The following is a 3,520-nucleotide window of genomic DNA, read 5'->3' as shown; positions in this document are numbered from 1 at the left end:
TGTTCCATGGCTTCCATGATGATGGTTATGCGTTCTTTGGGTTGGGCATCGAAGAATCTGCGGTAATCGAATCCGTGGAAGAAGGCTTTGGTGGTTTCGTAGCGTTCCAGCATCATAGCCACCGCCTGCTCCTGCGGGATGCCTGTTAGTTTTTTGTCGCTTTCCGTGTAATCGGCTAGCGCCTGTTTTAGTTCTGTGGCTATGCCGATGTAGTCCACTATTAACCCGCCCTGTTTTTCTTTGAAGACGCGGTTGACTCGGGCGATGGCCTGCATAAGCGTGTGCCCCTTCATCGGTTTATCAAGATACATCGTGTGCAAGCTTGGAGCATCAAAGCCTGTTAGCCACATGTCCCGCACAATCACGATTCTGAGGGGGTCGGAAGGGTCTTTCATGCGTTCGCCTATGTCGCGTCGGCGTTGTTTGTTTCGGATGTGCTCCTGCCAGTCTGCGCCGTCTGCTGCGGAGCCTGTCATGATGACTTTTAGGGTGCCTTTGTCGTCGTCTTTGCTGTACCATTCAGGCCTGAGCGCTATGATTTCGTTGTGGAGGTCGATGCAGATGCGGCGGCTCATGCACACAATCATAGCTTTGCCGTCCAAGACTGCGAGGCGTTTTTCCCAGTGGTCCACGATGTCTTTGGCTACTCGTTTGATGCGTTCAGGTGCCCCAACGACCTTTTCTAGCCGTGACCACTTGCTTTTCAGGTACTCTTTGCCTTCTACTTCTTCGCCCTCGGTGACTTCCTCGAACTCTTCGTCAAGATGGGGGCGCTCCTCAGGTTTTAGTTCAAGCTTGGCTAGCCGACTTTCGTAGTAGATTTTGACGGTTGAGCCGTCTTCTACGGCTTGGTTTATGTCGTAGGTGTCTATGACTTTGCCGAAAACTGCGGGTGTGCTGCGGTCTACTTTTTCGATGGGGGTTCCTGTGAAGGCGATGAAGGTGGCGTTTGGCAGGGCGTCTCGGAGGTACTTGGCGTAGCCATACTTGAGCGCTGCTTTGTCGACGTTTTTGGGGACTTTAAGCCCGAAGCCGTATTGGCTTCTGTGGGCTTCGTCGGCGATGATTATGATGTTTTTGCGCTCCGAAAGTAGAGGGTATTGTCGGGTTTTGTCTTCGGGGAAGAATTTTTGGATGGTTGTAAATATGATGCCCCCTGAACTGACCTGCAAGAGCTCCTTTAGTTGCTCCCGCTTGGTGGCCTGTTTGGGTTCTTGGCGCAGAAGTTCATGGCATCGGCTAAACGTGCCCAGAAGCTGGTCGTCCAAATCATTCCTGTCTGTTAGCACGATTACGGTTGGGTTTTCTAGCTGCGGCTCTAAAACCATTTTGCCAGTGTAGAACACCATGGTTAAGCTTTTGCCGCTGCCCTGCGTGTGCCAAACTATGCCTGCTTTATGGTCTTTTTTGGTTGCGGCGACAGTTGAGGCGATAGCTTTCTGCACCGCGTTATACTGCTGGTAAGCAGCGATTTTCTTTGAGATTTTGACGCTGCCATCTTTCTTGTCCTTCTCTGCCTCGTAAACAACAAAATTCCGTACCAAATCCAGCAGCACATCAGGCTTCAGCATCCCTTTGATGAGGACTTCGATTTGGGGTGTTGTTGTGGGCTGTTTTTTGCCGCCTATGGTTTTCCATGGGCTGAACCGTTCCTCTTTGGAGGTTAAGGTGCCTGCTTTGGCGTAGGTGCCGTCGCTTATGACGAGGATTTCGTTGTAGCGGAAGATGGAGGGGATTTCCTGCATGTAAGTGCCCAGTTGCTTGTAGGCGCCTGACAAGGTGGCGTTCTCGTCTGCAGCATTTTTGAGTTCAACAAGCACAAGGGGTAACCCGTTAACGAATATGACAATGTCTGGGCGGCGCTCATGCCGTTCCTCTTTGATGGTGAACTGGTTAACAGCCAAAAACTCGTTGTTGGCGATGTTTTGGAAGTCAAAGAGCCAAACCACGTCATCCTTCACGCCGCCATCGGGGCGCTTGTATTGGACGTTGACGCCGTTTATGACTAAGCGGTGAAAAGCCTGATTGTTCTCGACTAAGCCTTGGCTTTCGGAGCGTAGAACTTTTTTGAGGGCTTCGTCAAGGGCAGCGTCGGGAACACTGCGGTTAATTCGCCTAAGCGCCTGCCGCAACCTACCAACAAGAACAACTTCTCCCGCTTTGCGCTCCTCAGATGAGCCGCCCTCAGAAATGTCAGGACCATAAACCACGCCGTAACCGAGCGCTTTGAGCATGTCAAGGCACATAGCCTCAACTTCAGACTCCAACATAACCTTAGACACTGCTAGTTCGCCTCCCATCGTCGGCTAAACTTGCCAGTGTCGTCGTTTTTGTCTAAAATTTTGGGAAAAGAGAAATCTTGTAGACTAAACGCTGGCTTGGCAGGCATGAATTAGTTAATTAAAGCGGACAATTCTTAAAAGTTTCCGTTGCCCGCCTGTACCGTGCCTCGTCGGCGACAGTTGGCTTTCGCTCGATTTCCTTCTCGACAGCTTCCCATTGTTCTGAATCAAACGCAGGAATTGGTTTGGGCAACATTTTGGATTCACTTTTTCTGGATAAAAGATTACTTTCTTGTCAGCTAATAAGCTTACTGCATTTAGTTTTAGGGTTTTAAAGGGTGGTTAGATTTAGAACAATGTTTTATGGTCGTCGGTATGTTTCGCCTGTTTCCCAAAGGTCAATATTGCCCACACAGGGACTGTAAACATTCTCAAATTCATCTGGATTGCTGACCGTTCGCATCGCCACAAAAGCCCGTATGCGGCTTTGCGGAAAAAGCCTCTATCAACCTATTTGCGCATCCCACAAGAGTTGCTCCACGGGTAACAATGTCGTCAATCAAAACTATGTTTTCTGGCTTAATGAGGCTGCTTTGAACGCTTATTGATTCGTAATGTTGCTGTGCAGTTGGTCTCTGGTTTGGTGAACTTGATGCGGCTTTTGGGACGGCTTTGGTTCTAACAAGGCAGAGTTCAACTTGCTTTCCTATACCTGCCGAAACTAGAGCTGTGGCGATTCGCTGTGGAACCCAAAGAGTGTCGGGTTTCATCAGTGAGCTTTTTGGGGCAGGAACCAAGACGGTGTTTGGCTTAAAAAAACTTGCAAAGGGCAGCTCAGCCATTTTTTGCTGTAGCGTTTTTGCTATCCACTCTGACATCAAGATTGGCGGCTTGCCTACATATTGGTCTCTTTTCAGGGCTATCATGACATTTTTGGAGTGTTCAGCTTTTTGGTTTGTGCCATGCGGCGAGTAAGACAGGAGTGCGCCAAACTCAAGTTGAGAGAGCTTCATTTTTCATTGAATCACTTCGAGGATTCTATGTCGAGGCGGCAACTCAGCCAGCACGTCTTCTGGGCGGTTTAATTCCACTGCGCCATACATCGCCATCTGCCGTGGCCAATCCAACGCGGGGTCATGCATTAGTGGGCTCCAGATGAAAAGTGGGCGTCCAAGCCTGAGAGCTTCCCATCCTTGATGAAGCGACCCGCTGGAATTTCCCGCTTCAACGATGATTGA

At 49.7% G+C, this 3,520-nt stretch carries 4 protein-coding genes; all 4 read right to left on the bottom strand.

The features are described 5' to 3' along the window. Positions 1-2,282 (bottom strand): type I restriction endonuclease subunit R (locus NWE95_02045; GenBank protein MCW4002681.1); only part of this gene is annotated, 2,282 nt, incomplete at its 3' end. A gap of 118 nt (positions 2,283-2,400) precedes the next feature. Then, positions 2,401-2,538: a hypothetical protein gene (locus tag NWE95_02040; protein MCW4002680.1), complete on the bottom strand. Its 138-nt coding sequence runs from the start codon at positions 2,536-2,538 to the stop codon at positions 2,401-2,403. A 181-nt stretch (positions 2,539-2,719) separates the two neighbouring features. Then, entirely contained in the window at positions 2,720-3,295 is a 576-nt protein-coding gene (locus NWE95_02035; protein ID MCW4002679.1) for a hypothetical protein, read from the bottom strand. A 3-nt stretch (positions 3,296-3,298) separates the two neighbouring features. After that, positions 3,299-3,520, bottom strand: a 222-nt coding sequence (locus tag NWE95_02030; protein ID MCW4002678.1) for a hypothetical protein, incomplete at its 5' end; no start/stop codon positions are given.

The sequence above is a fragment of the Candidatus Bathyarchaeota archaeon genome (assembly GCA_026014725.1).
Classification (GTDB): Archaea; Thermoproteota; Bathyarchaeia; order Bathyarchaeales; family Bathycorpusculaceae; genus Bathycorpusculum.
Note: the sequence above shows the minus strand (reverse complement) of the source record. Positions and strands in the feature narration are given on the sequence as shown.

What these genes read in the sequence shown, in the direction of transcription:
- NWE95_02040 (MCW4002680.1), bottom strand. Translation starts at nt 2,538, where the DNA reads ATGTTGCCCAAACCAATTCCTGCGTTTGATTCAGAACAATGGGAAGCT.
- NWE95_02035 (MCW4002679.1), bottom strand. Translation starts at nt 3,295, where the DNA reads ATGAAGCTCTCTCAACTTGAGTTTGGCGCACTCCTGTCTTACTCGCCG.